The organism is Pseudomonas sp. HMSC065H01, assembly GCF_001815235.1.
GTDB lineage: Bacteria > Pseudomonadota > Gammaproteobacteria > Pseudomonadales > Pseudomonadaceae > Pseudomonas > Pseudomonas aeruginosa.
Window position 1 is genome coordinate 294,739 of record NZ_KV819937.1, and the last position, 26,502, is coordinate 321,240.

Here is a 26,502-nt window from a genome sequence, read left to right on the forward strand (position 1 = left end):
ATTCCAAGGCTTTCGCGTTGTCCGGGCGAGTGCGCGCGGACTCGCCGGCGTGGCCGCCAGGCAACGGCAACCCGGCGTCCATGCCCGGACATAAAAAAGCCCCGGACGTGACCGGGGCGGGAAAGGGCAGGCAGGATCAGAACCATTCTTCCTGCATGCTCGAACACACGTCGTCGCGGGCCTCCAGCAGCGCCAGTTCGTGGTGGCAGCCAGGCACTTCCCAGGTCAGGAAGTAGCGAGCGGCCTGCAACTTGCCGCGATAGAAGTCGGCGTCGGCGCAGTCGCCGCGAGCCAGCCCTTCCTCGGCGCGGATCGCCTGCTCCAGCCAGCGCCAGCCGATCACCGCATGGCCGAACACCTTCAGGTACAGCGCCGAGTTGGCCAGGCCCTGGTTGACCTGGCCCTGCATCAGGTCGCCGAGCAGTGCCAGGGTCACCTCGGACAGCCGCGCCACCAGCCTTTCCAGCGGCTGGCGCAGGGCGGCCAGGGATGGATGGGCTTCGGCGCGCCGGCAGGCGTCCTGGATCAGTCGGGTCAGCTGGCGCAGGCCGGCGCCATTGTTCTGCCCGACCTTGCGTCCCAGCAGGTCGAGGGACTGGATGCCGTGGGTGCCTTCGTGGATCGGGTTCAGGCGATTGTCGCGGTAGTACTGTTCCACCGGGTATTCGCGGGTGTAGCCGTGGCCGCCGAGGATCTGGATCGCCAGCTCGTTGGCCTTCAGGCAGAACTCCGAGGGCCAGGACTTGACGATCGGGGTCAGCAGGTCGAGCAGGTCGTGGGCCTGGCGGCGCTGTTCGTCGTCTTCCAGGGTCTGGCTGTCGTCGAACAGGCGCGCGGCGTACAGGCCCAGGTCGAAGGCGCCTTCGACATAGGCCTTCTGGGTCAGCAGCATGCGCCGCACGTCGGCGTGGCGGATGATCGCCACCTGTGGCGCGCTCGGGTCCTTGCCGTCCGGCAGGCGGCCCTGCGGGCGTTCGCGGGCGTACTCCAGCGAATAGAGGTAACCGGCATAGCCAAGCATCACCGCGCCCATGCCGACGCCGATGCGCGCCTCGTTCATCATCTGGAACATGTAGGCCAGGCCGTGGTGCGGCTTGCCCACCAGGTAGCCGACGCAGGCGCCGTTGTCGCCGAAGTTCAGCGCGGTGGAGGTGGTGCCGCGATAACCCATCTTGTGGAACAGGCCGGCGAGGATCACGTCGTTGCGCGGCCCGAGGCTGCCGTCGGCGTTGACCAGGAACTTCGGCACGATGAACAGCGAGATGCCTTTCACCCCCGGCGGTGCATCCGGCAGCTTGGCCAGGACCATATGCACGATGTTCTCGGAGAGCGGGTGGTCGCCGCCGGAGATGAAGATCTTGTTGCCCTTGATCCGATAGCTGCCGTCGGCGGCCGGTTCGGCGCGGGTGCGGATGTCGGAGAGGGAGGAGCCGGCGTGCGGTTCGGTGAGGGCCATGGTGCCGAAGAAGCGGCCCTCGATCATCGGTTGCAGGAAGCGCTGCTTCTGCTCCTCGCTGCCGAAGCTCTCGATCAGGTTGGCGGCACCCATGGTCAGGAACGGATAGGCCGAGCTACCGACGTTGGCCGCCTGGAAGTGGGCGAAGCAGGCTTGCGACAGCAGGGTCGGCAACTGCATGCCGCCTTGCTCGAAGCTGCGGGTGGCGTTGAGGAAGCCGGCGTCGAGGAAGGCATCCACTGCCGGCTTCACTTCCGGAATCAGCGTGGCTGAGCCATTCTCATAGAGCGGCTCGTGTTCGTCGCCCTTGCGGTTGTGCGGGGCGAACAGCTTTTCCGCCAGGCTCCGCGCGGTGCCGAGGGCGGCATCGAAGGTTTCGCGGCTATGTTCGGCGAAGCGCGGGCGATGGGTCAGGGCTTCGGCATCGAGGACTTCGTACAGCTCGAACGCCAGGTTGCGGGAACTGAGCAGGGTTTCGGACATGACGACCTCGGCGAAAGGGGATCGTGGGGCGGCGCGGCGAAGGCATCGACCGTCGCAGGCGGTGCCAGGGTGCCAGCGAGTCTAGGCTGGTGAATGAAGGTCGCCAACCAACATCGATATGCGTGATACAAGGGCCAAACCTGCGACGGCGAGACCGCTGCCGAAGCCTCGGGAGACTGGTAGAATCCGCGCCCCTCGCCCATGGGCGAGGGCCTGTGCCGACGCGGGGTCGGCGCGAATCCGCCGGGGCCGGGCGGTCCGGCTAGCAGCGCTGCCTGGCGCTGTCCAAGGAGCAGTCATCATGAACTATCGTCACGCTTACCACGCCGGCAACCATGCCGATGTCTTCAAGCACCTGGTGCTGGCGCGGATCTTCGCCCTGCTGGGGCGCAAGGACACGCCGTACGCCTACCTGGACAGCCATTCCGGGGTCGGCCTCTACGACCTGCAGGGTGACGAGGCCAGCCGCACCGGCGAGTGGGAGCAGGGCATCGCCCGCCTGTGGGAGCGCGAAGGCCTGCCCGAGCAACTGGACGATTACCTGGACGTGATCCGTCACCTGAATCCGGACGGCTCCCTGCGCTACTACCCGGGCTCGCCGGAACTGGCGCGGCGCCTGACCCGCGCCCAGGACCGCGTGCTGCTCAACGAACTGCATCCCGAGGACGGCCGCCTGCTCAAGGCCAACATGGCTGGCGAACGGCGGGTCGCCGTGCACCAGGGCGACGGTTGGCTGCTGCCGCGGGCGTTCCTGCCGGCGCCGGAAAAGCGCGCGGTGCTGCTGATCGATCCGCCGTTCGAGCAGGCCGACGAATTGCAGCGTTGTGTCGCTGCGCTCGACGAGGCGATCGGGCGGATGCGCCAGACGGTGGTGGTGATCTGGTATCCGATCAAGGACGAGCGCCAGCTCAAGCGTTTCTACCAGGCCCTGGAACGTAGCGTCGCGCCGAAGCTGCTGCGTGCCGAGCTGCACGTGCATCCGATCGACGACGCCGAGCGTTTCAACGGCTCCGGGCTGGCCATCGTCAATCCGCCGTGGCCGCTGGAGGACGAACTGCGCGACCTGCTGCCCTGGCTGGCCGAGGTCATGGCCCAGAGCCAGGGCGGCTGGCGTCTCGACTGGCTGGTGGCGGAATAGTCGTCAGGCCGGCAGGCACACCCCGGTGCCGCCCAGGCCGCAGTAGCCGTTGGGGTTCTTCGCCAGGTACTGCTGGTGGTAGGCCTCGGCGTAGTAGAAGGGCGGGACGTCGGCGATCTCGGTGGTGATGCGGTCGTAGCCGGCTTTCGCCAGTTCGGCTTGGAAGCTCTCCCGGCTGGCAAAGGCCGCGGCCTTCTGGGCCGCGTCGAAGGTGTAGATCACCGAGCGGTACTGGGTGCCGATGTCGCCGCCCTGGCGCATGCCCTGGGTCGGGTCGTGGGCTTCCCAGAATACCTTGAGCAGCTGTTCGAAGCTGGTCTCCTGCGGGTTGTAGACCACCAGCACGACCTCGCTGTGGCCGGTCAGGCCGGAGCAGACTTCGTCGTAGGTCGGGTTCGGCGTGTAGCCGCCGGCATAACCCACCGCGGTCACCCAGACACCCGGTTGCTGCCAGAGGCGACGCTCGGCGCCCCAGAAGCAGCCCATGCCGAACAGCACCTGTTGCAGGCCGGCGGGGAACGGCGCGGTCAGCGGGCGGCCGTTGACGAAGTGCGCTTCGGGCACCGGCATGGCGCTTTCGCGACCCGGCAGGGCCTGGTCCGGCGTGGGCAGCTCGCTTTTCTTGGTGAGGATTTCAGAACGCAGAACCATGGCTCTCGTCTCCTGCTCAGGGGGTAGGCGAATGACTCGCGGATGAGCACAGAGAGTACAGCCTTTCCGCGCCGGCGGGGGAGGCCTGGGCGATCAGTGCAGGGTGCGGCAGGGATAGCGCAGCAGACTGGTATTGAGCAGGTCGCTGGGGATCGGCCGGTCGAACAGGTAGCCCTGGCCGATGTCGCAGCGGTTGCGCCGGAGGAAGGCCAGTTGCTCGGCGCTCTCCACGCCTTCGGCGACTACCTTGAGCTTGAGGTTGTGGGCCATGGCGATCACCGCCGAGGTGATTTCCATGTCGTCCTGGCTGTCCGGGATGTCCTTGATGAAGCTGCGGTCGATCTTGATCACGTCGATGGGGAATTTCTTCAGGTAGCTCAGTGACGAGTAGCCGGTGCCGAAGTCGTCCATCGCCAGGGTCAGGCCGAGGCTCTTCAGGCGTTCGAGTTGCTGGCGGGTATCGTCGGTGGCGTCCAGCAGCAGGCTTTCGGTGAGCTCCAGTTCCAGCTGGCTGGCCGGGATGTTCTCTTCGTGGAGGATCGCCGCGATCGAGCCGACCAGGTCCGGGTCGGTGAACTGCTTGGGCGACAGGTTGATGGCGATCTGCAGCTCGCCCAGCCCGGCCTCGGCCAGCTCGCGGGCCTGGCGACAGGCTTCGCGGATCACCCACTTGCCGATCGGCACGATCAGCCCGGTTTCCTCGGCCACGCTGATGAAGCGGTCCGGGCGGATCATGCCTTTTTCCGGATGCTGCCAGCGCAGTAGGGCTTCCAGGCCGAGCAACTGGCCGCTGCGCAGGCACAGCTTGGGCTGGTAGTGCACCGCCAGTTCGTTCTGCGCCAGGGCGCGGCGCAAGTTGCTCTCGACGAACAGCTTGTAGCTGGCCTCGGCGGTCAGCGCCTCGGTGAACACCTGGACCTGGTGCTTGCCGTTGGCCTTGGCCTTGTGCAGCGCCAGGCCGGCGTACTTCATCAGGGTCTGCGGGTCGCAGCCGTGCTGCGGGGCGCTGGCCAGGCCGATGGAGCCGGTGATGTTGATCAACTGGTTGTCGACGAACAGCGGCTTGTCGAGCATGTGCAGGACCTGCGCGGCAATGCTTTCGCCCTTTTCCACCGCGGTGTCGTCGAGCAGCACGGCGAACTCGTTGCTGGCGAAGCGCGCCAGGGTGGCGCCGTCGCCGAGGCAACTGCGCAAGCGCCGGGCCAGGCTGACCAGCAGCTTGTCGCCGGTCTGGTGGCCGAGGCTGTCATTGATCCGCTTGAAGTTGTCGATGTCCACCAGCAGCAGGCTGAGCGGGCGGTCGCCGCTGCTTTCCAGGCGTTCCTCGAGGGCGCCGATGAAATAGTGCCGGTTGGCCAGGCCGGTGAGGTTGTCGCGGTAGGCGAGTTTCTCGATGTGCTGCTGGGCCAGCTTGTTCTGCGTGATGTCTTCGTAGATGCCGATGTAGTGGGTCAGCTCGCCGAGATCGTCGTAGACCTTCGACAGCGACAACTGGCCCCAGTAAGGCTCGTGGTTCTTGCGGCGGCTGCGGAACTCGCCCTGCCAGCTGTTCTGCTGAGTCAGCGCGGAACGCGCGTCGAACAGCAGCTCGCTGAGGTTCTCCAGCGCCGGTAGCTCGGACAGGCGTCGGTTACGCACTTCGTCGGCGCTGTACTGGGTGATCGAGGTGAAGCTCGGATTGACGTATTCCACCACGCCGTCGCGGTCGATCAGCAGGAAGGCACTGGCGCTCTGTTCCACCGCGCGCTGGAACAGGTGCAGGGCGCTGGAGACATTGCGTCGCTCGTGGTTCATCAGGACCTGCGCGTACTGGTCGGCGAGTTCCCCGGCGAAGGCGATCTCGTCGCTCTGCCACATGCGGTTCTCGCCGGCGTGTTCCAGGCACAGCACGCCGACCACCTCGCCGCCGATGCGGATGGTGGCGTCGAGCAGGGCGTTGACGCCCAGCGGCTTCAGGTAGTCCTTGTAGAGTTCCTGGGTGCGTGGGTCGCGCTGGGCGTTGTGGGCGTCGATGGCGCGCCCGCTGTGTACCGCCTCGAGGTAGGCGGGGTAGCGGCTGGCGTCGATGCTCTGGGGCTTCTCGTACTGGTCGAGGTCGCGGCGGTAGACGGTCACCGCTTCCAGGCGCTGGTCGTCGAGCAGCCGCCAGATGCCGGCTCGCGCGGTGCCGTAGGCTTCGCAGGCGGCCTGGGTGATCAGTTGCGCAGCCTCCAGCAGCGGGTCGCTGGACAGGTAGCGATGGCGGGCCAGGCGGACGATCAGGTTCTGCTGGGTGCGCGAGCGCAGCAGGTGTTGCAGGTGGTCGTCCTGGGAGCGCTGGTAGAGGTCCAGGGACGCCTTCAGGCGCAGGTTCTGCGATTCCAGGTCGAGCAACTGTTCGCTGCGCTCGGCGCTCTCCGCTCGCTCCTCGACCATCAGGTAGCCGTGCAGCAACTGGCGGCCATGCTGCTGGAAGGCTTCGCCGAACTCCAGCATGGTCAGCACGCCGTTGGGTGTGTGCAGCTTGTAGCTCACCTGGTAGTGCGGGCGCTTCACCAGTTGCTGCTGGATCTGCTCGTGCAGGCGGTGGCGGGCCTCGGGTTCCATCAGGCTGGCGTAAGGCGCATCGAGCAGTGCGCAGAGGGTAGTCGCCGGCAGCCCGAGCTGGCGCTCGCAGGCAGGATCGAGGAACAGCAGTGCCCAGCTCGGCTCGTTCAGCCGCTCGAAACGCAGCAGCCCGAGCCGCGACGGCACGGGTAGCTGCGTGACAACCTCGGCCGCCGAACGGCTGGCGGCATCGGGATGACTTTTCATGCGAGGCTGATTCCAGGTACTGAGCGAGGGGGAGGCCTCGACCCGTTTCGATGGGGTGCAGGCAAAGGGTGCATTATGCCGATTGGTCTGACAAGTAACTCTGTATCGGCCCGGCAGGGCCCAAGTTAAGCGTATCCGGGAAAAAACCGCTGGACGGTCGGAGGTCTGCGGTGCCGCTGGAAAAGCCCTGTTTTTCGTAGGGTTGGCTTCGCCGGGAGGGTTGGCGTCGAGCGCCTGTCATCGTGCGCGCCGAACTCGCGCCTGCGGGTCCTGTGGCATTCGCTGGCGGTACGACGGGACGCAGTTTCGCCGAGCCGTCAGGCGGGCAAAAAAAGCCCCACCATCCGGTGGGGCCGAGAGACGAGCGTGGCATGCTCGCGAGAGGGGCTGGCCGCTCCGTGGGGAGCGGCGCAGGTATTACAGGAGCAGGGTGCGGATGTCCGCCAGCAGCTCGCCCAGGCGCTTGGTGAAGCGCGCCGCGGCGGCACCGTTGATCACGCGATGGTCGTAGGACAGCGACAGCGGCAGCATCAGGCGCGGCTGGAAGGCCTTGCCGTCCCATACCGGCTGCATGGTCGCCTTGGACACACCGAGGATCGCCACTTCCGGCGCGTTGACGATCGGCGTGAAGCCGGTGCCGCCGATGTGGCCGAGACTGGAGATGGTGAAGCAGGCGCCCTGCATGGCATCGGCCGAGAGCTTCTTGTTGCGGGCCTTGTCGGCCAGCTCGGCGGCCTCGGCGGCCAGTTGCAGGAGGCTCTTCCGGTCGACATCGCGGATCACCGGGACCAGCAGGCCGTCCGGAGTGTCCACGGCGAAGCCGATGTGTACGTACTTCTTGCGGATCAGCGCCTTGCCGCTGGGGGCCAGCGAACTGTTGAAGTCCGGCAGTTCCTTGAGCAGGTGGGCGCAGGCCTTGAGCAGGATCGGCAGTACGGTCAGCTTGACCCCGGCCTTCTCCGCCGCGGCCTTCTGGGCAACGCGGAAGGCTTCCATGTCGGTGATGTCCGACTGGTCGAACTGGGTCACGTGCGGCACGTTCAGCCAGCTGCGATGCAGGTTGGCGGCGCCGACCTGCATCAGGCGGGTCATCGCCACTTCTTCCACTTCGCCGAACTTGCTGAAGTCGACTTCCGGGATCGGCGGGATGCCGGCTCCGCCGGTGGCGCCGGCACCGCCGGACTTGGCGCGCTGCAGTTGCTCCTTGACGAAGACCTGGACGTCTTCCTTGAGGATGCGACCCTTGGGACCGCTGGCTTTCACTTCGCTCAGCTCGACGCCGAACTCGCGCGCCAGCATGCGCACCGCCGGGCCGGCGTGGACCTTGGCGCCGTCGCGGCTGGGTGCGCCGACCGGAGCCGGGGTATCGGCCTTGGCTGGCGCAGGGGCCGCCGCGGCGGGCTTCTGCTCGGCGGCGGGCGCCGCGGCCTGGGCCGGAGCGGCTGCCGGTTGCTCTTCGGCTGCCGGAGCGGCGCCTTCCACCTTCAGCTTGAGGATCAGGTCGCCGGTGCCGACTTCGTCACCGACCTTGATCGAGACGCTTTCCACCACCCCGGAGGCCGGCGAGGGAATCTCCATGCTGGCCTTGTCGGATTCCAGGGTGATCAGCGACTGGTCGGCCTCGACCGTGTCGCCGGCCTTGACCATCACTTCGATGACGTTGGCCTTGCCGGCCGAGCCGATGTCCGGGACCTTGATGTCCTGGACGCTGGCCGCGGCGGGGGCGGCCGGCTTGCTCTCGCTCGGGGCGGGAGCAGGCGCTTCGGCTTTCGGCGCTTCCGGTTGGGCGGGCGCTGCCTCGGCCTTGGCTTCGGCAGGCTGTTCGCCGCCTTCCACTTCCAGCTCGAGGATTTCGTCACCTTCTTTCAAGGTGTCGCCGACCTTCGCCTTGATGCTTTTCACTACCCCGGCCTTGGGACTGGGGATTTCCATGCTGGCCTTGTCGGATTCCAGGGTCAGCAGGCTCTGATCGGCCTCGACCTTGTCGCCGGGCTTGACCAGCAGCTCGATGACTTCACCCTCACCGTTGCCGATGTCGGGTACGCGAATGAGTTCGCTCACATTCCTCTCCTTTTACGTGCCACCACCGCTGTGCGGCGCGCAAAACAAAGACTTTTGGTCCTTGGTTCGTTGTGAGCCGGCGCCGCCCGTTGGCGGCGCCGGCGTGCTCGAAACCCCTCGCTGCCGAGGGGAGTATGGAGCGAATTAGCAATCCAGCGGGTTGCGCTTCTCCGGATCGATACCGTACTTGGCGATGGCCTCGGCCACCACTTTCGGCTCGATATCGCCGCGATCGGCCAGCGCTTCGAGCGCGGCCAGCACCACCCAGTGACGATCCACTTCGAAGAAGTTGCGCAGCTTCTTGCGGCTGTCGCTGCGGCCGAAGCCGTCGGTGCCGAGCACCTTGTACTCCTTGGAGGGAACCCACTGGCGGATCTGCTCGGCGTAGAGCTTCATGTAGTCGGTGGAGGCGATCACCGGGCCGCGACGGCCGCCCAGGCACTCCTCGACGTAGCTCTGCTTCGGCTTCTGGCCCGGATGCAGGCGGTTCCAGCGCTCGACGGCAAGGCCGTCGCGACGCAGCTCGTTGAAGCTCGGCACGCTCCAGACGTCGGCGCCGATGCCGAAGTCGTTGCGCAGCAGCTTGGCCGCTTCCTCGACTTCGCGCAGGATGGTGCCGGAGCCCAGCAGTTGCACGTGGTGAGCGGCTTCCTTCTTGTCCTCCTCGAGGAGGTACATGCCCTTGATGATGCCTTCCTCTGCGCCCTTCGGCATGGCCGGCTGGACGTAGTTCTCGTTCATCACGGTGATGTAGTAGAAGATGTCCTGCTGCTCTTCGATCATCTGCCGCGAGCCTTCGCGGATGATCACCGCCAGTTCGTAGGCGTAGGTCGGATCGTAGGTGCGGCAGTTCGGGATGGTCGAGGCCAGCAGGTGGCTGTGGCCGTCCTCGTGCTGCAGGCCTTCGCCGTTCAGCGTGGTGCGACCGGCGGTGCCGCCGATCAGGAAGCCGTGCGCGCGGCTGTCGCCGGCGGCCCAGGCCAGGTCGCCGATGCGCTGGAAGCCGAACATCGAATAGAAGATGTAGAACGGCAGCATCGGCTGGTTGTGGGTGCTGTAGGAGGTACCGGCGGCAATCCAGCTGGACATGGCGCCGGCCTCGTTGATGCCTTCCTCGAGGATCTGGCCCTTCTTGTCCTCGCGGTAGAACATCACCTGGTCCTTGTCCACCGGCTCGTAGAGCTGGCCGACCGAGGAGTAGATGCCGAGCTGGCGGAACATGCCTTCCATGCCGAAGGTACGGGCCTCGTCCGGGACGATCGGGACGATGCGCGGGCCGAGTTCCTTGTCCTTGACCAGCTGCGAGATGATCCGCACGAAGGCCATGGTGGTGGAGATCTCGCGATCGCCGGAGCCGTCGAGCATGGCCTTCAGGGTTTCCAGCGGCGGAACCGGCACGCTCATGCTCTTCTGCCGGCGCACCGGCATGAAGCCGCCCAGCGCGGCGCGGCGCTCGGCCAGGTACTTGGCCTCGGCGCTGCCTTCTTCAGGCTTGTAGAACGGCAGCTTCTCCAGGTCGGCGTCCTTGACCGGGATGTCGAACTTGTCGCGGAACGCGCGCAGGCTGTCGACGTCGACCTTCTTCACGTTGTGCGCGATGTTCTTCGCTTCGCCGCTGCCGGTGCCGTAGCCCTTGATGGTCTTGGCCAGGATGACGGTCGGCTGGCCCTTGTGGTTGACCGCCTGGTGGTAGGCCGCATAGACCTTGTAGGGGTCGTGGCCGCCGCGGTTGAGCTTCCAGATTTCCTCGTCGGAAAGGTCCTTGACCATTTCCAGCAGTTCCGGACGCGCGCCGAAGAAGTGCTCGCGCACGTAGGCGCCGTCTTTCGCCTTGTAGTTCTGGTATTCGCCGTCGATGACCTCGTCCATGCGCTGTTGCAGCAGGCCGGCGGTGTCCTTGGCGAACAGCGGGTCCCAGAAGCGACCCCAGATGACCTTGTTGACGTTCCACTCGGCGCCGCGGAACACGCCTTCCAGCTCCTGGATGATCTTGGCGTTGCCGCGGACCGGGCCGTCGAGGCGCTGCAGGTTGCAGTTGATGACGAAGATCAGGTTGTCGAGTTTCTCGCGGCCGGCCAGGGAGATCGCGCCGAGGGATTCCGGCTCGTCGCACTCGCCGTCGCCCATGAAGCACCAGACCTTCTGCTTGCCGGCGGGGATGAAGCCGCGGCTTTCCAGGTACTTCATGAAACGTGCCTGGTAGATCGCCTGGATCGGGCCAAGGCCCATGGATACGGTGGGGAACTGCCAGAAGTCTGGCATCAGCCAGGGGTGCGGATAGGAGGACAGGCCGTTGCCGTCCACTTCCTGGCGGAAGTTCTCCAGTTGTTCCTCGCTGATGCGGCCTTCGAGGAAGGCCCGGGCGTAGACGCCGGGGGACGCGTGGCCCTGGAAGAACACCAGGTCGCCGCCGTGTTCGTCGGTGGGAGCCTGGAAGAAATAGTTGAAGCCGATGTCGTAGAGGGTCGCCGAGGAGGCGAAGGTGGAGATGTGGCCGCCCAGGTCCGGGTCGTGCTTGTTCGCCCGCATCACCATCGCCAGGGCGTTCCAGCGCACCAGGGAGCGGATCCGGCGTTCCATGAACAGGTCGCCGGGCATGCGTGCTTCGTGGGTTACCGGAATGGTGTTGCGATAGGGCGTGGTGATCGCGTAGGGCAGTTGGGTGCCGCTACGGCTGGCCAGCTCGCCCATGCGGGTCATCAGGTAATGAGCGCGGTCTTCACCTTCGCGGTCGAGTACGGACTCCAGGGCGTCCAGCCATTCCTGGGTTTCGACGGGATCGAGGTCTTGCATGGCTTGCTCCAGGGCGGAAAGGCTTCCAGAATCGGATGCCATAGGTGAGCGGCCGGCCTCGTGGGCGACCGCAGCTAATTCTTGGATGTTCTCCGGGTGTACCCGGCGACTTGTAGTTTTACTACAGATCAGTCTGAGAAACAGCCCTCTGGATACAATTTTTAGTAGTAAAACTACATTTCGATTGTCGCTGTCAGGCTATAAGGCCCGATGTAGAGCCTTTTCGACGTTGTGCGTCGAGCCTGTGGTCTTCGGTCGGAAGCCCAAACAGGATAGACCATGAGCCTGCCTTCGCTGGCGAATCTGCCGGCCACCCTGCTGCCCGCCGCCGAACGCGCCGGGACTGCCCTCCGCTCCGCTGTCGCCGCCCTCGATGCCGCCGCCCTGGCCCGCCTGGAGGCCTGGCCCGAGGAGCGCCTGGAGGATTTCCGACGGGTCGCCGCGGCCAGCGATTTCGTCGCCGAGCAGGCAGTGCGCGACCCGGCGATGCTGCTGGAACTGGCCGAACGCGGCGAGCTGGAGAACCCCCACGCGCCCGGCGAACTGCGCAGTCAGTTGCAGGCGCGGCTGGAGGATTGCGCCGACGAGGACGAACTCGGTCGGCGCCTGCGACGTTTCCGCACACGCCAGCAACTGCGCATCATCTGGCGCGACCTGACCCGCCGCGCCGCGCTGGCGGAAACCTGTCGCGACCTGTCGGCCCTGGCCGACGCCTGCATCGACCTGGCTTGCGAGTGGCTCCATCGGCGCCAGTGCGAGCAGTTCGGCACGCCGATCGGCCGGCGCTCCGGCGAACCGCAGCGGATGGTGGTCCTCGGCATGGGCAAGCTGGGCGCGGTGGAACTCAACCTGTCGTCGGACATCGACCTGATCTTCGGTTACCCGGAGGGCGGCGAGACCGAGGGGGCGAAGCGTTCGCTGGACAACCAGGAGTTCTTCACCCGCTTGGGGCAGAAGCTGATCAAGGCGCTGGATGCGATCACCGTCGACGGCTTCGTCTTCCGCGTCGACATGCGCCTGCGTCCCTACGGCTCCAGCGGACCGCTGGTCTACAGCTTCGCCGCGCTGGAGCAGTACTACCAGGACCAGGGGCGCGACTGGGAGCGCTACGCGATGATCAAGGCGCGGGTGGTCGGCGGCGACCAGCAGGCAGGCGAGCAACTGCTCGGCATGCTGCGGCCGTTCGTCTATCGGCGCTACCTGGACTTTTCCGCCATCGAGGCGCTGCGCACCATGAAGCAGCTGATCCAGCAGGAGGTCCGGCGCAAGGGGATGTCGGAAAACATCAAGCTGGGCGAAGGCGGTATCCGCGAGGTGGAGTTCATCGCCCAGGCCTTCCAGTTGATCCATGGCGGGCGCGACCTGAGCTTGCAGCAACGGCCACTGCTGAAGGCGCTGGCGACCCTGGAGGGGCAGGGCTACCTGCCGCCGGCGGTGGTCGAGGAGCTGCGCGGCGGCTACGAGTTCCTGCGCTACGCCGAGCATGCCATCCAGGCGCTGGCCGACCGGCAGACGCAAATGCTGCCCAGCGACGAATACGACCGCATCCGCGTGGCCTTCATCATGGGCTTCGCCAGTTGGGCCGCATTCCACGAGCGCCTGAGCCACTGGCGGGCGCGCATCGACTGGCACTTCCGCCAGGTAATCGCCGACCCGGACGAGGACGAAAGCGGCGAGGCGGCCTGCGGCAGCGTCGGCGCCGAGTGGATCCCGCTGTGGGAGGAGGCGCTGGACGAGGAGTCGGCCAGCCGGCAACTGGCCGACGCCGGCTTCGTCGATGCCGAGGCGGCCTGGAAGCGTCTCAGCGATCTGCGCCACGGCCCCCAGGTACGAGCGATGCAGCGTCTCGGCCGGGAGCGCCTGGATGCCTTCGTTCCGCGCCTGCTGGCGATGACCGTGGAAAACCCCCAGCCGGACCTGGTGCTGGAGCGGGTCCTGCCGCTGGTGGAAGCGGTGGCGCGGCGGTCCGCCTACCTGGTGTTGCTGACCGAGAACCCCGGCGCGCTGGAGCGCCTGCTGACCCTCTGCGCGGCCAGCCCGATGGTTGCCGAGCAGATCGCGCGGTTCCCGATTCTGCTCGACGAGCTGCTCAACGAGGGGCGCCTGTTCCGTCCTCCACAGGCCGCCGAGCTGGCCGCCGAGCTGCGCGAACGGCTGATGCGGATTCCCGAGGACGACCTCGAGCAGCAAATGGAGACCCTTCGTCACTTCAAGCTGGCCCACGGGCTGCGGGTGGCGGCCTCGGAGATCGCCGGCACGCTGCCGTTGATGAAGGTCAGCGACTACCTGACCTGGCTGGCCGAGGCGATCCTCGTCGAGGTCCTCGAACTGGCCTGGCGGCAGTTGGTGCAGCGTCACGGCCGGCCGTTGCGCGCCGACGGCACGCCGTGCGATCCGGACTTCGTCATCGTCGGCTACGGCAAGGTCGGCGGGCTGGAGTTCGGCCATGGCTCGGACCTCGACCTGGTGTTCATCCATGACGGCGACCCCCACTGCGAGACCGATGGCGGCAAATCCATCGATGGCGCGCAGTTCTTTACCCGCCTGGGGCAGAAGATCATCCATTTCCTCACCGCGCAGACGCCATCCGGCACCCTCTACGAGGTCGACATGCGCCTGCGTCCGAGCGGCGCGGCCGGCCTGCTGGTGAGTTCGCTGGGCGCCTTCCAGCGCTACCAGGAGCAGGAGGCCTGGACCTGGGAGCACCAGGCGTTGGTCCGCGCCCGGGTGCTGGCCGGTTGCCGGCGGGTGCAGGCGAGCTTCGAGGCGGTACGTGCCGAGGTGCTGGCGAGGCCGCGCGATCTCGACGCGTTGCGCACCGAAGTCAGCGAAATGCGCGCCAAGATGCGCGACAACCTGGGAACCCGCGCGACCGCCGCCGGTACCGCCTCGAATGCCTTCGAGGCCACGGCAGCCTTCGATCTCAAGCACGATGCCGGTGGTATCGTCGATATCGAATTTATGGTGCAATATGCGGTTCTAGCTTGGTCCGGAGAACACCCGGCGCTGCTCGAATTCACCGATAACATCCGCATTCTGGAAGGACTGGAACGGGCTGGCCTGATCGCCAGCGAGGACGTCCGTCTCCTGCAGGAGGCCTACAAGGCCTATCGCGCAGCCGCACACCGCCTGGCACTACAGAAGGAGGCCGGGGTCGTGAGCGGCGAGCACTTCCAGACGGAGCGGCGAGAAGTGATCAGGATCTGGCGCGAGCTGCGGCTCGGCTGATCCACTCAGGCACGTAACGCAAGTACGTAACGAATATCTGAAGGAGCTGGCAACTATGTCGATGGCCGATCGTGATGGCGTGATCTGGTATGACGGTGAACTGGTGCAGTGGCGCGACGCGACCACGCACGTGCTGACCCATACCCTGCACTATGGAATGGGCGTGTTCGAGGGCGTGCGCGCCTACGACACCCCGCAGGGCACGGCGATCTTCCGCCTGCAGGCGCATACCGACCGGCTGTTCGACTCCGCGCACATCATGAACATGCAGATCCCGTACAGCCGCGACGAGATCAACGAGGCGACCCGCGCCGCCGTGCGCGAGAACAACCTGGAAAGCGCCTATATCCGCCCGATGGTGTTCTACGGAAGCGAAGGCATGGGCCTGCGCGCCAGCGGCCTGAAGGTCCATGTGATCATCGCCGCGTGGAGCTGGGGCGCCTACATGGGCGAGGAAGCCCTGCAGCAAGGCATCAAGGTGCGCACCAGTTCCTTCACCCGCCACCACGTCAACATCTCGATGACCCGCGCCAAGTCCAACGGCGCCTACATCAACTCGATGCTGGCCCTCCAGGAAGCGATCTCCGGCGGCGCCGACGAGGCCATGATGCTCGATCCGGAAGGCTACGTGGCCGAAGGCTCCGGCGAGAACATCTTCATCATCAAGGATGGCGTGATCTACACCCCGGAAGTCACCGCCTGCCTGAACGGCATCACTCGTAACACTATCCTGACCCTGGCCGCCGAACACGGTTTTAAACTGGTCGAGAAGCGCATCACCCGCGACGAGGTGTACATCGCCGACGAGGCCTTCTTCACTGGCACTGCCGCGGAAGTCACGCCGATCCGCGAAGTGGACGGTCGCAAGATCGGCGCCGGCCGCCGTGGCCCGGTCACCGAAAAGCTGCAGAAAGCCTATTTCGACCTGGTCAGCGGCAAGACCGAGGCCCACGCCGAGTGGCGTACCCTGGTCAAGTAAGCACCGAAGAAGGGTGTGACAGGGAGGCGAAAGCCTCCCTGATCATTTCCGGAGCCTGAATGAGAATTCTGATCGTAGGTCCCTCCTGGGTGGGGGACATGGTGATGGCGCAGACCCTGTTCCAGTGTCTGCGCCAGCGGCATCCCGAGTGCGTGATCGACGTGCTGGCGCCCGAGTGGAGCCGACCGATCCTCGAGCGCATGCCCGAGGTGCGCCAGGCCCTGAGCTTCCCGCTCGGCCACGGGGTGATGGACGTCGCCACACGGCGCCGGATCGGACGCGGCCTGCGCGGTCAGTACGAGCAGGCGATCCTGCTGCCCAACTCGCTGAAGTCGGCGCTGGTGCCCTGGTTCGCCGGAATACCGAAGCGCACCGGCTGGCGCGGCGAGATGCGCTACGGGCTGCTCAATGACATCCGCAAGCTCGACAAGCAGCGCTATCCGCTGATGATCGAACGCTTCATGGCCCTGGCCTTCGAGCCGGGCGTGGAGTTGCCGAAGCCCTATCCGCAGCCGCGCCTGCGGATCGACGACGGCAGCCGCCAGGCGGCGCTCGACAAGTTCGCCCTGAGCCTGGACCGCCCGGTGCTGGCGCTCTGTCCCGGCGCCGAGTTCGGCGAGGCCAAGCGCTGGCCGGCGGAACACTACGCCGCGGTCGCCGAGGCGAAGATCCGTGCCGGCTGGCAGGTCTGGCTGTTCGGCTCGAAGAACGACCATCCCGGTGGAGAGGAGATTCGCCAGCGCCTGATTCCGGGGTTGCGCGAGGAGTCCTTCAATCTTGCCGGGGAGACTTCGCTGGCCGAGGCCATCGACCTGATGTCCTGCGCTGGCGCGGTGGTGTCCAACGATTCCGGCCTGATGCACGTGGCGGCCGCGCTGGATCGCCCGCTGGTGGGCGTCTATGGCTCCACCTCGCCGCAGTTCACCCCGCCGCTGGCGGACCGGGTGGAGATCGTCCGCCTCGGTCTCGAGTGCAGCCCGTGCTTCGAGCGCACCTGTCGCTTCGGCCACTACAATTGCCTCCGCGAGCTGCCGCCTGGCCTGGTATTGCAAGCCCTGGAGCGGCTGGTCGGCGACCCTGCCGAGGTCGCCGGATGAGGGTACTGCTGGTCAAGACCTCGTCCCTCGGCGACGTGATCCACACCCTGCCGGCGCTTACCGACGCCGCCCGGGCGATTCCCGGCATCCAGTTCGACTGGGTGGTGGAGGAAGGTTTCGCCGAGATTCCCGCCTGGCATCCGGCGGTGGCGCGGGTGATCCCGGTGGCGATCCGGCGCTGGCGCAAGAACCTCTGGCAGACCCTGCGCAACGGCGAATGGCGGCGCTTCAAGCAGCGCCTGAAGGAAGTCGACTATGACCTGGTGATCGACGCCCAGGGGCTGCTGAAGAGTGCCTGGCTGACCCGCTACGTGGGCAAGACGCCGGTCGCCGGTCTCGATGGCGACTCGGCGCGCGAGCCGCTCGCCAGCCGCTTCTATCGCCGTGCCTATCCGGTCGCCTGGGGACAGCATGCGGTGGAGCGCACGCGCCAGTTGTTCGCCCAGGCGCTGGACTACCCGTTGCCCGAGTCGGTCGGTGACTATGGCCTGGACCGCGAGCAGTTGGCCGACGCCGACCCTGGCGCGCCGTACCTGGTGTTCCTGCACGGTACCACCTGGGTCACCAAGCATTGGCCGGAAGCCTACTGGCGCGAACTGGCCGAGCGCATGTGCGAGCGCGGCTGGTCGGTGCGCCTGCCCTGGGGCAGCGCCGCCGAGCGGGAGCGGGCCGGGCGCCTGGCGGCGGGGTTGGAAAATGCCGCGGTACTCCCCAGATTATCCCTGGCCGGCATGGCCAAGGTGCTTGCCGGCGCGCGCGCCTGCGTGGCGGTGGATACCGGCCTCGGTCACCTGGCGGCGGCGCTGGACGTGCCGACGCTGTCGCTGTTCGGCCCGACCAATCCTGGCTTCACCGGCGCCTACGGGCGTTCCCAGGTCCACCTGGGCAGCGACTTCCCCTGTGCGCCGTGCCTGAAGAAGACTTGTACCTACCAGCCGACCGAAGAGGATCGCAAACTGTTCGATCTCAAGCGTGAGCAGCCGCTGTGCTTCACCCGGCTGAATCCCCAGCGCGTGGCCACCCAGCTGGAGGCCATGCTGCTGGCCCCGGAGACCCTCCGATGACCCTGGCGTTCATCCTCTACAAATACTTCCCCTTCGGCGGCCTGCAGCGTGACTTCATGCGCATCGCCCTGGAATGCCAGCGGCGCGGGCACGACATCCGCGTCTATACGCTGATCTGGGAGGGCGACGTGCCGGACGGCTTCGAAGTGCTGGTGGCCCCGGTGCGCTCGATCTTCAACCACCGGCGCAACGAGAAGTTCACCGCGTGGGTCCGCGCCGACCTGGACAGGCGCCCGGTGCAGCGGGTGATCGGCTTCAACAAGATGCCCGGACTGGATGTCTACTACGCCGCCGACGCCTGTTTCGAGGAAAAGGCCCAGACCTTGCGCAACCCGCTGTACCGCCAGTGGGGCCGCTACCGCCACTTCGCCGGCTACGAACGGGCAGTGTTCGACCCGGCCTCGAAGACCGAGATCCTGATGATCTCCGAGGTGCAGCAGCCGCTCTTCGTCAAGCACTACGGCACCCAGGCCGAGCGTTTCCATCTGCTGCCGCCGGGGATCAGCCAGGATCGCCGGGCGCCGGCCAACGCCGCGGACGTGCGTGCGGAATTCCGCCGCGAGTTCGGCCTGGAGGAGGACGACCTGCTGCTGGTGCAGATCGGTTCCGGCTTCAAGACCAAGGGCCTGGATCGCAGCCTGAAGGCGCTGGCCGCGCTGCCCAAGGCGTTGCGCAGGCGTACCCGGCTGATCGCCATCGGCCAGGACGATCCCAAGCCGTTCCTGCTACAGATCGCCGCCCTCGGTCTCAACGACCAGGTACAGATCCTCAAGGGTCGCAGCGATATCCCGCGCTTCCTGCTCGGCGCCGACCTGCTGATCCACCCGGCCTACAACGAGAACACCGGTACGGTGCTGCTGGAGGCGCTGGTCTCCGGCCTGCCGGTGTTGGTGACCGATGTCTGCGGCTACGCCCACTACATCGCCGAGGCCGACGCCGGGCGGGTGCTGCCGAGTCCCTTCGAGCAGGACAGTCTCAACCGCCTGCTCGCGGAAATGCTGGAGGACGCTCCGGCGCGCGCCGCCTGGTCGCGCAATGGGCTGGCCTACGCCGATCACGCCGACCTCTACAGCATGCCGCAGCGCGCCGCCGACCTGATCCTCGGGGAGGCCTCATGAGGCTGGTGCTGGAAGAGCCGTTCAAGCGCCTGTGGAGCGGGCGCGACCCGTTCGAGGCGGTGGAGGCGCTGCAAGGCAAGGTCTACCGCGAACTGGAAGGGCGCCGCACCCTGCGCACCGAGGTCGACGGGCGCGGCTACTTCGTCAAGATCCACCGTGGCATCGGCTGGGGCGAGATCGCCAAGAACCTCCTCACCGCCAAGCTTCCGGTGCTCGGCGCGCGCCAGGAGTGGCAGGCCATCCGGCGCCTGCACGAGGCCGGCGTAGCGACCATGACCGCGGTCGCCTACGGCGAGCGCGGCAGCGATCCGGCGCGGCAGCATTCCTTCATCGTCACCGAGGAACTGGCGCCGACCGTGGACCTCGAGGTGTTCTCCCAGGACTGGCGCGAACGTCCTCCACCGCCGCGGCTCAAGCGCGCGCTGGTCGAGGCGGTGGCGCGGATGGTCGGCGACATGCACCGTGCCGGAGTCAACCATCGCGACTGCTACATCTGTCATTTCCTGTTGCACACCGACAAGCCGGTGAGCGCGGACGATTTCCGCCTCTCGGTGATCGATCTGCACCGTGCCCAGACCCGCGACGCCACGCCGAAACGCTGGCGTAACAAGGATCTGGCGGCATTGTATTTCTCTGCGCTGGACATCGGACTGACGCGTCGCGACAAGCTACGCTTCCTGCGCACCTATTTCCGCCGGCCGTTGCGCGAGATACTGCGCGACGAGGCCGGCCTGCTGGCCTGGATGGAACGCAAGGCGGAAAAACTCTACGAACGCAAGCAGCGTTACGGAGACCTGCTCTGATGGCGGGGTGGACCCTCGAACCCGATTACCGTCACCTGGCCGCCGACTTCGGTAGCCTCGATAGCGTGTTCGCCCTGGAGGGCGAGCGCCTGACCCGCGACCCGTTGTCCGAAGTCATCCGCATCGAGCGCGACGGCGTGCGTTACTACGTCAAGCGCTACCGCAGCGCCGGCAAGGGCCTGCGCCGCTACCTGGCGCGACCGCGGATCAAGGCCGAGTGGCAGAACCTCAAGCGCTTCGAGAAGTGGGGCATTCCCACCGCCGAAGTGGTCGCCTGGGGGCTGGAGCGCAAGGCCGGCGCCTTCCAGCGCGGCGCCATGATCACCCGCGAGCTGCCGGGCACCGAGGACTTGTCGGTGCTCGCCTGCAACCGGGATCCGCGCCTGAAGGACCCGCGCTGGGTGGACGGCGTCAGCCGGCAGATCGCCAAGGCTACGCGCCTGATGCATGACCAGCATTTCACCCATAACGACCTGAAGTGGCGCAACCTGCTGGTGGACGCCCAGCCGCTGGTGTATTTCATCGACTGCCCGAACGGCGCGTTCTGGTGGAGCTTCATGCTGCGCTATCGGATCACCAAGGACCTGGCCTGCCTGGACAAGGTGGCCAAGTACCACCTGTCGCGCACCCAGCGCCTGCGCTTCTACCTGCAATATCGCCGTCGCCGGCACCTGAACGAATCCGACAAGAAGCGTATTCGCCAGGTGGTGGCTTTCTTCGAGGGGCGCGAATGAGCGTTTTCATCGCCGCGCAGGACCACGACCTGCTCCAGCGCAACCGTCTGGACAGCTTCGACGCCCTGTGGGCCTTGCAGCTGGACGCCGTGGACGAACCGAATACCGAGCGGGGTGGCTGGAGCAGCGTCTACCGCCTCGACCTGGGCGACTCCGCCTACTACCTGAAGCGCCAGAGCAACCACCTGACCCGCAGCCTGCGCCATCCGCTGGGCGAGCCGACCTTCGCCCGCGAGTTCCGCAACATCGAGCGCTACCGGGCGCTGGGCATTCCCGCCCTGCAGGCGGCGTTCTTCGCCCAGCAGGCGGTCGGCGGAGAGCGCCAGGCGATCCTCCTGACCCGTGCCCTGGACGGTTGGCAGGACCTGGACACCTGGCTGGCGTCCTGGCACGACCTGGCCGAAGAGCGGCGCCGGGCGATTCTCCGGGCGGTTGGCAGGCTGGCGCGCCAGCTGCACGCCGCCGGACAGATGCATGGTTGCTTCTATCCCAAGCATGTATTCCTCCGCGAGGGGGCCGATGGTGTCTTCGAGGCCTGCCTGATCGACCTGGAGAAGACCCGCCCGATCTGGTTCGGCCGCCGCGACCAGGTCAAGGACCTGGAGCCGATGCTGCGCCGTGCCCCGGACTGGAGCGAAGCGGACGTGCACGAATTCATCTCCGCCTATGTCGACGAACCCCTCGACTCGGCCGAGGTCGAGCAGTGGTATCGCCTTCTCGACCAGCGCCGTCGGCGCAAGGAGTCGCGCCGATGAGACTGGCCGAACTGCAAGCCGCCGGGCGCCACCCGCAACTGCCATTGCGGGTGACCCTGGCGGATGGCGCCGGCGCTGCCGAACTGCGCCTGGACAGTCTGCTGCGGGTGCTGCCCGGGCAGCGCTACGTCGGTGCCGGCGAATGGCGTGGGCGCAAGGTGCTGGCCAAGCTGCTGGTGGGCGGCAAGGCCGCACGGCATTTCCAGCGCGAACTGGAAGGGGCGCGTCTGCTCGCGGCCCAGGGGCTGACCACCCCGGCGCTGCTGGCCGACGGGCTGCAGGAGGGCGAGGGCGGCTGGTTGCTGTTCGACTACCTCGACGCGGCGCAGAGCCTCGGTGACGCCTGGCGTGCGGTGGAGGTCCAGGCGCCGCTGGGCGATGCCCAGCAAGCGGTGCTCGGCGAAGCCCTGGCAGCCATTGGCGAGCTGCATGCAAAGGGCCTCTGGCAGGACGACCTGCACCTGGACAACCTGTTGCGCCACGCCGGCCACCTGTATCTCATCGACGGTGGCGGCGTGCGTGCGGAAACTCCCGGCCAGCCGCTGTCGCGACAGAAAGTGCTGGAAAACCTCGGGGTGTTCTTCGCCCAGTTGCCGGCGCTCCTCGATCCTTTCCTGGAGGAGTTGCTGGTGCATTACCTGCTGGCCAACGGCGAGCATGCGCTGCCGCTCGAAGCCTTGCAGAAGGAAATCGCCAAGGTTCGCCGCTGGCGGGTGCGCGACCTGCTGAGGAAGGTCGGTCGCGACTGTAGCCTGTTCAGCGTCGTGCGCGGTCCGTTCCGCCTGTTCGCCGCCCGCCGCAGCGAGGCCGAGACGATGGCGCCCCTGCTGGCGGACGCGGACCGCCTGATCGCCGCCGGCCACGTCTACAAGGACGGCGGCGCGGCCACCGTCGCCCGGGTCGAAGCGAACGGCCGCACGCTGATCATCAAGCGCTACAACATCAAGGGCTGGGTCCATTGGCTGAAGCGCTTCTGGCGGCCGAGCCGGGCCTGGGCCTCCTGGCGCGAAGGCAACCGCCTGGAATTCCTCGGCATCGCCACCGCCCGTCCGCTGGCGATGCTGGAGCGGCGCTGGTGCTGGCTGCGCGGGCGCGCCTACCTGATTACCGATTATCTCGGCGGTCAGGATATAATCGCTCGTTTTAAGCCTTGCCTGGACATGCCCGATGGCGCCGTTTCGCCACCGGAAGCCGAGTTGGCGGCACTGGATCGGCTGTTTTCGACGTTGATCCGCGAACGCATCAGCCACGGCGACCTGAAGGGACACAACCTGTTCTGGCAGGCCCATGAACAAGGCGGCGAATGGGCGCTGATCGACCTGGACGCGATGCGCAAGCATCACAGCCAGGCGTCCTTTGCCCGCGCCTACGCCCGCGACCGCGCGCGCTTCCTGCGCAACTGGCCGCAGGACAGCGGCCTCTACCGGCTGCTGGAGCAACGGATTCCCCGCCTCGGCGACGCCGCCGGGGCTTGAACGACAAGCGACGACCACCGCCTGCGGCGGTCGACGAGTTAAACGAAAGCCGCGGTTGTCGGTCCCACTCCGCAACCGCGAGCTGCTTTGAAGAGGTTCTACCGTGGCATTGACCGTCCTAGGCCTGTCTGGCGCCGTAAGCCATGACCCGTCCGCCGCCCTGTACATCGACGGCAAGCTGGTCGCGGCCGTCGAGGAAGAGCGCTTCGTGCGCGACAAGCACGCGAAGAACCGCATGCCCTACGAATCGGCGAAGTTCTGCCTGGAGCAGGCAGGGATCGAGCCGGCCGATGTCGACGTGGTGGCGATTCCCTTCGCTCCCATCAGCATCATGGAAAAGGCCCGCTGGCACTACGCCAAGCGCTACGCCTACGCGCCGGATCGCGCGCTGGATGCGATCCTGCTCGGCAACCGCCGCTACAAGCGTTACTACAAGCGCATCGAGTGGTGCCTGCAGCAACTCGGCTTCGACCTGAAGAAAATCAAGATCCAGCCGGTCGAGCACCACCTTGCCCACGCCTCCAGTGCCTACCATTGCTCGGGGTTCAAGGAAAAGACCGCGATCCTCGGCATCGACGGCAAGGGCGAATACGCCACCACTTTCTTCGGCTGGGGCGAGAACGGTCGGATCCACAAGATCAAGGAGTTCTACGATCCGGATTCGCTGGGCGGCCTGTACGGCGCGATCACCGAGTACCTCGGCTTCGACATGCTCGACGGCGAGTTCAAGGTCATGGGCATGGCGCCCTACGGTGACGCCAGCAAGTACGATTTCTCCCGTCTCGCCAAGTTCGAGAACGGCGAACTGGTGATCAACACCGATTATGCCAACGTCATCGGCTTCCGCCGCTACAAGGAGAAAGGCAAGGGCTACTACTTCTCGCCCAAGCTGATCGAGTGGCTGGGGCCCAAGCGCGAAGGCGACATCGCCGACGATCCCTACATCCATTACGCCGCGAGCATCCAGGCGCTGTTCGAGAAGCTCGCGCTGGAGATGATGGACTACTACCTCGGCGATATCATCCGCGAGACCGGCAAGGTCGCTTTCGCCGGCGGCTGCGCGCTGAACGTCAAGCTCAACCAGAAGATCATCTCGCGCCCCGAAGTGAAGGAGCTGTTCGTCCAGCCGGCGGCCAGCGACGCCGGCACCGCGGTCGGCGCGGCGGCCTACGTGTCGCACCAGCGCGGCGTGCCGGTGGAGAAGATGGAGCACGTCTACCTCGGCCCGGAGTATTCCAACGAGGACGTCATCGCCGCCTGCGCCCGTCACGAGGCCAGGCCGCAGTGGCAGAAGATCGACAACCGCAGCCGGCGTATCGGCAGGATCCTTGCCGACGGCAACCCGGTGGCCTGGTTCCAGGGACGCATGGAGTTCGGTCCGCGTGCCCTCGGTGGCCGCTCCATTCTCGGCTGCCCGAGCGTGCCGGGCGTGGCCGACCGGATCAATGCGCAGATCAAGTTCCGCGAGCGCTGGCGGCCCTTCTGCCCGTCGATGCTGGATACCGTCGGCCCGCAGATGTTCAAGATCGACCACCCGGCCCCGTTCATGACCTTCACCTTCGAAGTCAACGAAGAGTGGAAGGAGCGAGTGCCGGAAGTGGTGCACGAAGACGGCACCTCCCGCGCCCAGGTGCTGAAGCGCGAGTACAACCCGCGCTACTACGACCTGATGAAGGAACTGGAGAACCTCACCGGCAACGGCGTGGCCCTGAACACTTCGCTCAATCGCCGTGGCGAACCGATGATCTGCTCGCCGACCGACGCCCTGAACATGTTCTTCGGCTCCGATCTGCAGTACCTGATCATGGAGGACATCCTGGTCGTGAAGGAGGGCGTGGACTGGTATGACTCGGTCGGCTGAACCTCGCGTCCTGCAGTTCTGTCACGGCTACGACGGGCCTTTCCTCGACTGTGCCCGTCAGTACGCCAGCCTGTTCGCCGGAACCCCGTACAAGGTCACCACGGTGTTCCTCACCGGGCGTTCCGATCCTGAGGTGGCGGCGCGTTGCGCCTCCGACGAGGTACTGTTCCTCGAGTACGGCTCCAGGGACATCCGTGGCCTCAAGCTGAAGGCGATCCGCGACTTGCGCGAGATCGCCCGTTCGCGCGACTTCCGCTTCTGCATCGCGCACCGCTTCAAGCCGATCTGGATCGCCAGCCTGGCCACTCGTCTGCCGATCGTTGGCGTGCACCACGCCTTCGGCGATTACCAGCGGTTGTCGCGCAAGGTCTTCGCCGGCCTGATGAGCAAGCGCCTGAGCCTGCTGGCGGTGTCCGACGCGGTGCGCGACGATATCCGCCGTTGCCTGCCGAAGTGGCCGGCGGAGCGGATCGAGACGCTCTACAACCGCATCGACGTCGCTGCGCTGCAGGCCGAGCAGGTCGAGCGCCTGAGTGCGCGCCGGCAACTGCGCCTGCCCGACGAGGCCTGGGTGGTCGGCAACGTCGGCCGCCTGCATCCGGACAAGGACCAGGCTACCCTGCTGCGCGGCTTTGCCGCCGCGCTGCCGCGCCTGCCGCAGAACAGCCTGCTGGCGATCCTCGGCAGCGGCCGCCTGGAAGAGCAGCTCAAGGACCTGGCCTGCGAACTGGGTATCGGCGAGCGCGTGCTGTTCCTCGGCCAGGTCGAAGAGGCACGGCGCTACTTCAAGGCGTTCGACGCCTTCGCCCTGAGTTCCGACCACGAGCCGTTCGGCATGGTCCTGCTGGAGGCCATGGTCGCCGGTGTACCGCTGATCGCCACCGCCTGTGGCGGCGCCCGCGAAGTGGTGGAAGGGGTCGGCATCCTCTTCCCGCTGGGCGACGAGACGGCCCTGGCCGAGGGCCTGACCCACCTGGCGGCGCTTGACCGCCGCCAGCGCGAGGCCTGTGCGCGGCTCATGCTCGAGCGCCTGGAGACACGCTTCTCCGACGCTGCGGTGCGCCGCGAATTCTGGCGCCTGCCGACGATTGCCGGCTTCGCTTCGGAGTCTGCATGCTGAACAGGTTGCGCGCCTTCCGCGAACGCGGTTGGCGCGAAGTGGACGCGCCGACCTACGCCCAGGCCTGGCAGCGTTTCGGCGGCAGCGTCGCGACCCACCCGCTGGTGGTCGAGCAGCTCGCCGAAATGGCTGGAATCCCGGTGCGTTACCTGGGTTGGGAGAGCGCTGGCGAACTGGTTGCGGCGATCCCGACCTGGGGCCGCCACCTGGCGTTGTCCAAGGACGTGCTCAAGCGGCGCGGCAAGAAGGGCCTGTACGACCTGGGCAACGCCGAACTGATCCTGCCGGTGGCCGGCGATGCCCGCATCGCCCTCCGCCATGCGGGACGCTACCTGTCGGCGCTGCATGAGCGGAACATCGTCACGCTGCGCCCTCAGACCGAGCAACTGGCTTTCGCTCGTGCTCCCGAGGATTTCTCCAAGAAGTTCCGCTATAACCAGCGGCGCGAAGTGCGCCTGGTGGAGGAGGCCGGTGGCCAGGTGCGCCAGGCAGACAGCTTCGCCCCGGCCGAGTTCGCTGCCATCTATCTTGAACTGTTCCAGCGTCGCTGGGGTTTCCCTGCCACCGGCGCGGAGCGCATGGCCGAGGTCTTCGAGCGGCTGCGCGAATTGCTGCGCGGCTCGGTCCTGCTGCTCAACGACCAGCCCATCGCGGTCCAGGTACTGTATCGCGCCGAAGCGCCGGGCTGGCTCAGCGTCGAGTACATCAACGGCGGCGTCGATCCGCAGACCCGCGAGTTCAGCCCTGGCAGCGTGCTCAGTTACCTGAACACCCAGGCCGCCTGGGAGGATGCGCGAGCGCTGGGCAAACCCCTGCGCTATTCGTTCGGTCGCGCCGACCGCGAATACAAGGATCGCTGGTGCCATCCTTCTCCGGTCTTCCAGGTCTGAAGC

18 protein-coding genes are annotated in these 26,502 nt (G+C 66.6%); 13 read left to right on the forward strand and 5 right to left on the reverse strand.

Going from position 1 to position 26,502, the window contains the following annotated elements; translation table 11 throughout:
• Positions 1-136: 136 nt before the first annotated feature.
• A complete protein-coding gene (locus tag HMPREF3014_RS30880; RefSeq protein ID WP_017148629.1) occupies positions 137-1,939 on the reverse strand; it encodes an acyl-CoA dehydrogenase in 1,803 nt (600 codons plus the stop codon).
• Between the two features lie 301 nt (positions 1,940-2,240).
• On the opposite strand from HMPREF3014_RS30880, the gene HMPREF3014_RS30885 reads away from it, so the two are divergent.
• Entirely contained in the window at positions 2,241-3,077 is an 837-nt protein-coding gene (locus HMPREF3014_RS30885; protein ID WP_003095790.1) for a 23S rRNA (adenine(2030)-N(6))-methyltransferase RlmJ, read from the forward strand.
• Between the two features lie 3 nt (positions 3,078-3,080).
• Here HMPREF3014_RS30885 and msrA read toward each other — a convergent pair whose 3' ends face one another.
• The 4 genes from msrA to aceE form a co-directional block, all read right to left on the reverse strand.
• On the reverse strand, positions 3,081-3,728 hold the full coding sequence (gene msrA, locus HMPREF3014_RS30890) for a peptide-methionine (S)-S-oxide reductase MsrA (RefSeq protein WP_023087866.1): 648 nt from the start codon (positions 3,726-3,728) through the stop codon (positions 3,081-3,083).
• A 93-nt stretch (positions 3,729-3,821) separates the two neighbouring features.
• The gene (gene dipA, locus HMPREF3014_RS30895) at positions 3,822-6,521 is read right to left on the reverse strand and encodes a phosphodiesterase DipA (RefSeq protein ID WP_003106476.1); all 2,700 of its coding nucleotides are present in this window, start codon (positions 6,519-6,521) and stop codon (positions 3,822-3,824) included.
• Between the two features lie 417 nt (positions 6,522-6,938).
• Positions 6,939-8,582, reverse strand: coding sequence for a dihydrolipoyllysine-residue acetyltransferase (gene aceF / locus HMPREF3014_RS30900; RefSeq protein WP_003125595.1), 1,644 nt, complete (start codon positions 8,580-8,582; stop codon positions 6,939-6,941).
• Between the two features lie 144 nt (positions 8,583-8,726).
• Positions 8,727-11,375 carry a pyruvate dehydrogenase (acetyl-transferring), homodimeric type gene (aceE, locus tag HMPREF3014_RS30905; RefSeq protein WP_003114556.1) on the reverse strand — a complete coding sequence of 883 codons (2,649 nt, stop codon included), beginning with the start codon at positions 11,373-11,375 and terminating at the stop codon, positions 8,727-8,729.
• Positions 11,376-11,654: 279 nt separating this feature from the next.
• Here aceE and glnE point away from each other — a divergent pair, with 279 nt between their 5' ends.
• From glnE to HMPREF3014_RS30965, 12 genes are all read left to right on the forward strand, one after another.
• Entirely contained in the window at positions 11,655-14,603 is a 2,949-nt protein-coding gene (gene glnE, locus HMPREF3014_RS30910) for a bifunctional [glutamate--ammonia ligase]-adenylyl-L-tyrosine phosphorylase/[glutamate--ammonia-ligase] adenylyltransferase (RefSeq protein ID WP_023087865.1), read from the forward strand.
• A gap of 55 nt (positions 14,604-14,658) precedes the next feature.
• On the forward strand, positions 14,659-15,582 hold the full coding sequence (ilvE, locus tag HMPREF3014_RS30915; RefSeq protein WP_003095783.1) for a branched-chain-amino-acid transaminase: 924 nt from the start codon (positions 14,659-14,661) through the stop codon (positions 15,580-15,582).
• A gap of 59 nt (positions 15,583-15,641) precedes the next feature.
• On the forward strand, positions 15,642-16,679 hold the full coding sequence (waaF, locus tag HMPREF3014_RS30920) for a lipopolysaccharide heptosyltransferase II (protein WP_003109905.1): 1,038 nt from the start codon (positions 15,642-15,644) through the stop codon (positions 16,677-16,679).
• Positions 16,676-17,743, forward strand: coding sequence for a lipopolysaccharide heptosyltransferase I (waaC, locus tag HMPREF3014_RS30925; protein WP_023087864.1), 1,068 nt, complete (start codon positions 16,676-16,678; stop codon positions 17,741-17,743). Before waaF ends, waaC begins: the two co-directional genes overlap by 4 nt.
• Positions 17,740-18,861, forward strand: a complete 1,122-nt coding sequence (locus HMPREF3014_RS30930; protein WP_003116148.1) for a glycosyltransferase family 4 protein — start codon at positions 17,740-17,742, stop codon at positions 18,859-18,861. Before waaC ends, HMPREF3014_RS30930 begins: the two co-directional genes overlap by 4 nt.
• Positions 18,858-19,664 (forward strand): lipopolysaccharide core heptose(I) kinase RfaP, encoded by an 807-nt coding sequence (rfaP, locus tag HMPREF3014_RS30935; protein ID WP_003095775.1) that lies wholly within the window; start codon positions 18,858-18,860, stop codon positions 19,662-19,664. The genes HMPREF3014_RS30930 and rfaP overlap by 4 nt, the downstream gene beginning before the upstream one ends.
• Positions 19,664-20,398: a lipopolysaccharide kinase InaA family protein gene (locus tag HMPREF3014_RS30940; protein ID WP_003161989.1), complete on the forward strand. Its 735-nt coding sequence runs from the start codon at positions 19,664-19,666 to the stop codon at positions 20,396-20,398. The genes rfaP and HMPREF3014_RS30940 overlap by 1 nt, the downstream gene beginning before the upstream one ends.
• Positions 20,395-21,153, forward strand: a complete 759-nt coding sequence (locus tag HMPREF3014_RS30945) for a lipopolysaccharide kinase InaA family protein (RefSeq protein WP_003095770.1) — start codon at positions 20,395-20,397, stop codon at positions 21,151-21,153. The genes HMPREF3014_RS30940 and HMPREF3014_RS30945 overlap by 4 nt, the downstream gene beginning before the upstream one ends.
• On the forward strand, positions 21,150-22,628 hold the full coding sequence (locus HMPREF3014_RS30950) for a lipopolysaccharide kinase InaA family protein (RefSeq protein ID WP_023087863.1): 1,479 nt from the start codon (positions 21,150-21,152) through the stop codon (positions 22,626-22,628). The genes HMPREF3014_RS30945 and HMPREF3014_RS30950 overlap by 4 nt, the downstream gene beginning before the upstream one ends.
• A 103-nt stretch (positions 22,629-22,731) precedes the next feature.
• Positions 22,732-24,489 (forward strand): carbamoyltransferase family protein, encoded by a 1,758-nt coding sequence (locus HMPREF3014_RS30955; protein ID WP_003095766.1) that lies wholly within the window; start codon positions 22,732-22,734, stop codon positions 24,487-24,489.
• Positions 24,473-25,609 (forward strand): glycosyltransferase, encoded by a 1,137-nt coding sequence (locus tag HMPREF3014_RS30960; protein WP_003109898.1) that lies wholly within the window; start codon positions 24,473-24,475, stop codon positions 25,607-25,609. Before HMPREF3014_RS30955 ends, HMPREF3014_RS30960 begins: the two co-directional genes overlap by 17 nt.
• Complete coding sequence (locus HMPREF3014_RS30965) at positions 25,603-26,499, forward strand: antimicrobial resistance protein Mig-14 (protein ID WP_003114550.1); 897 nt, start codon at positions 25,603-25,605, stop codon at positions 26,497-26,499. Before HMPREF3014_RS30960 ends, HMPREF3014_RS30965 begins: the two co-directional genes overlap by 7 nt.
• Positions 26,500-26,502 lie beyond the last annotated feature (3 nt).

What these genes read in the sequence shown, in the direction of transcription:
- HMPREF3014_RS30880 (WP_017148629.1), bottom strand. Translation starts at nt 1,939, where the DNA reads ATGTCCGAAACCCTGCTCAGTTCCCGCAACCTGGCGTTCGAGCTGTAC.
- HMPREF3014_RS30885 (WP_003095790.1), top strand. Translation starts at nt 2,241, where the DNA reads ATGAACTATCGTCACGCTTACCACGCCGGCAACCATGCCGATGTCTTC.
- msrA (WP_023087866.1), bottom strand. Translation starts at nt 3,728, where the DNA reads ATGGTTCTGCGTTCTGAAATCCTCACCAAGAAAAGCGAGCTGCCCACG.
- dipA (WP_003106476.1), bottom strand. Translation starts at nt 6,521, where the DNA reads ATGAAAAGTCATCCCGATGCCGCCAGCCGTTCGGCGGCCGAGGTTGTC.
- aceE (WP_003114556.1), bottom strand. Translation starts at nt 11,375, where the DNA reads ATGCAAGACCTCGATCCCGTCGAAACCCAGGAATGGCTGGACGCCCTG.
- glnE (WP_023087865.1), top strand. Translation starts at nt 11,655, where the DNA reads ATGAGCCTGCCTTCGCTGGCGAATCTGCCGGCCACCCTGCTGCCCGCC.
- ilvE (WP_003095783.1), top strand. Translation starts at nt 14,659, where the DNA reads ATGTCGATGGCCGATCGTGATGGCGTGATCTGGTATGACGGTGAACTG.
- waaF (WP_003109905.1), top strand. Translation starts at nt 15,642, where the DNA reads ATGAGAATTCTGATCGTAGGTCCCTCCTGGGTGGGGGACATGGTGATG.
- waaC (WP_023087864.1), top strand. Translation starts at nt 16,676, where the DNA reads ATGAGGGTACTGCTGGTCAAGACCTCGTCCCTCGGCGACGTGATCCAC.
- HMPREF3014_RS30930 (WP_003116148.1), top strand. Translation starts at nt 17,740, where the DNA reads ATGACCCTGGCGTTCATCCTCTACAAATACTTCCCCTTCGGCGGCCTG.
- rfaP (WP_003095775.1), top strand. Translation starts at nt 18,858, where the DNA reads ATGAGGCTGGTGCTGGAAGAGCCGTTCAAGCGCCTGTGGAGCGGGCGC.
- HMPREF3014_RS30940 (WP_003161989.1), top strand. Translation starts at nt 19,664, where the DNA reads ATGGCGGGGTGGACCCTCGAACCCGATTACCGTCACCTGGCCGCCGAC.
- HMPREF3014_RS30945 (WP_003095770.1), top strand. Translation starts at nt 20,395, where the DNA reads ATGAGCGTTTTCATCGCCGCGCAGGACCACGACCTGCTCCAGCGCAAC.
- HMPREF3014_RS30950 (WP_023087863.1), top strand. Translation starts at nt 21,150, where the DNA reads ATGAGACTGGCCGAACTGCAAGCCGCCGGGCGCCACCCGCAACTGCCA.
- HMPREF3014_RS30960 (WP_003109898.1), top strand. Translation starts at nt 24,473, where the DNA reads ATGACTCGGTCGGCTGAACCTCGCGTCCTGCAGTTCTGTCACGGCTAC.
- HMPREF3014_RS30965 (WP_003114550.1), top strand. Translation starts at nt 25,603, where the DNA reads ATGCTGAACAGGTTGCGCGCCTTCCGCGAACGCGGTTGGCGCGAAGTG.